The sequence below is a fragment of the Mycobacterium sp. E2238 genome, from assembly GCF_001672665.1.
GTDB lineage: Bacteria > Actinomycetota > Actinomycetes > Mycobacteriales > Mycobacteriaceae > Mycobacterium.
Genome location: NZ_LZKF01000125.1, coordinates 1 through 2,377, shown reverse-complemented (window position 1 = coordinate 2,377; position 2,377 = coordinate 1). Strand labels below are relative to the sequence as shown.

Below are 2,377 nucleotides of genomic sequence, written 5' to 3'. Positions count from 1 at the left end.
CTCAGTCGTCGCGGCGGGCCCGCGCGCGCCGTTTGCCCTCGTGCATCGCGGCCACCCGGGCGACCGGAATCGCGCGGCCCTGCTCGATCAGATCGTCCGGCAGGCGCTGCGGATCGGGCATGTGCTCGGCCCAGGGGTCGCGCCCGGCAAGGGCATCGAGCGCCGTGTGGATGGTGAAGTCGACGGGGCGCGCGGAATCGAGATCCGACCAGGCGAGCGGAAAGGACACCGGCATGCCCGGGCGCAGGCGCGGGCTGTAGGCGGCGACGACGGTCGCCCCGCCGGCCCGGGTCGAGTCCACGAACACTTGCCGGCGCGGTCGGCCACGATGAAAGCCGTTGTCGCCCTTCGCGGGTCGAGCGCTTCCGCGCGGGCGGCGAGCGCCCGGGTCGCGGCCGCGACGTCGTCCACCGCAACGGTGCCGTCGAGCGGCACGAAGACGTGAATCCCCTTGGCGCCGCTGGTTTTCACCGCGCCCGCCAACCCGCTGTCGGCCAACGCCTGCCGTACCACGTGCGCGACGGCGACCACGCCGGTGAAGTCATCGTCGGCCGGCGGGTCGAGGTCGAGCACCAAATGGGTGGGCCGGCGCAGATCGTCGGCCAGGCCGAGCGATGGGTGGTATTCGACGGCGCGCTGATTGGCCAGCCATAACAGCGTTCGCAGGTCATCGCAGACGGCATAGCGCACTTGGCGTTTGGATGCCTCGGCCCATACCGGGACCGTTCGCAGCCACGCCGGTGCGTATTCCGGCACGTTCTTCTGCATGAACGCGGGCCTGCCCCCCAGCACGCGCAGCACCGTGAGCGCCCGACCGGCCACGACGGGCAACAATCGGTCGGCCACCGCGTCCAGGTAATCGATCAGGTCACGCTTGGTGGCTCCGGCGTCCGGGCTCAGCGGCTGGTCCAGGTTGGTCAAATCGACGCCCCCGCGGCGCTCGTCGGCTGTCATGACACACCGTCCGGAGGTGCACTGCCGCGGACCGCACTGTGGCGTGTACCGATTCGGCCGCGGGTCCGGGCGGCGAAGTACAGCCCGATCACCACCGCCCACGACAGCAGGCTGAGCCAGAGCTGACTGCGCGCCGAGCGATCGAAGGCCATCTGCACCAGCACGGCGGTGATTCCGGCCAGGGTGAGGATCGACAGAACCGGGAAGAACCACATCTTCACCCGCAGCCTTTCGGCGGGGGTGCGGCGGCGCAGGATGATCTGCGACAGGGCGATCAGCCAGTAGACGAACAAGATGATCGCGCCCGAGGAGTTGAGCAGGAAGAGGAACACCGTGTTCGGCGCGACCCGCGCCATGATGACGCAGCCGAATCCGACCGCCGAGGAGCACAGGATTGCGATGTGCGGGACACCGCGCGCGCTCAGCCTGACCAAGCGCATCGGGGCCTCGCCCCGCGCGGCGAGCACGAACAGCATGCGCGACGCGGTGTACAAGCCGGAGTTCAGGCAGGACAGCACCGCGGTGAGCACCACGGCGTTCATCACCTGATCCGCGCCGCGCAGCCCAAGGTGCTTGAGCGCGGCCACGTACGGCGACGCGCCGAGTTCCACGGAGTCCCACGGCAACATCACCACCAGCAGGAACACCGACCCCACGAAGAAGACACCGATCCGCGCCACCACCGATCTCGTCGCCTTCTGGACCGCGAGTTCCGGGTCCCGGCTTTCCGCGGCGGCCACGGTGACGATCTCGGCGCCGACCATCGAGAAGATCACCACCACAATGGCGGCGAAGACGGCCCCGACGCCCTTCGGGAAGAAGCCGCCGTGCGCGGTGAGGTTGGCCAGTCCACCGTGATGGCCCGGCACGAGCCCCAGCACGAAGGCCGTGCCCACACCGAGAAAGATCACGATGGTCGCGACTTTGATTCCGGCGAACCAGAATTCGAACTCACCGAAGGACGAGACGGAGAACAGGTTGGTCGCTGTCATCAAGACCATCAGGCACAGCGACAGCAGCCACAGCGGCGCATGAAACCAGTAGTTGAGGACTTTCCCGCCGGCAACGGCCTCGAAGCCGACCACGATCACCCAGAAGTACCAGTACAGCCAGGCGACCGAGAACCCCGCCCAGCCGCCCAGCGCCTTGGCCGCGTAATCGGCGAACGACCCGGTCGACGGGTTCGCGGCCGCCATCTCGCCCAGCATGCGCATCACCAGGACGATCAGCAGGCCGCACAGCGCGTAGGTCAGAAACGCCGCGGGACCGGTGTCCTTGATCACCACACCCGAGCCGACGAACAGCCCGGCACCGATGACACCGCCGAGGGCGATCATGCTGAGCTGGCGCTGCGACAACCCTTGGCGCAGTTGCGGAGTGCTAGCCATGCCGGTGCGTGCAGCGGTGATCAGTCGAGGCGGGT

1 protein-coding gene and 1 pseudogene are annotated in these 2,377 nt (G+C 68.5%); both read right to left on the bottom strand.

The genetic code is table 11. The features are described from left to right. Position 1: 1 nt before the first annotated feature. Positions 2-954, bottom strand: a pseudogene (locus tag A5711_RS10630) (DNA polymerase domain-containing protein). Continuing rightward, positions 951-2,342 (bottom strand): amino acid permease, encoded by a 1,392-nt coding sequence (locus tag A5711_RS10625; RefSeq protein ID WP_067946204.1) that lies wholly within the window; start codon positions 2,340-2,342, stop codon positions 951-953. Before A5711_RS10625 ends, A5711_RS10630 begins: the two are co-directional and overlap by 4 nt. Between the last annotated feature and the right edge of the window lie 35 nt (positions 2,343-2,377).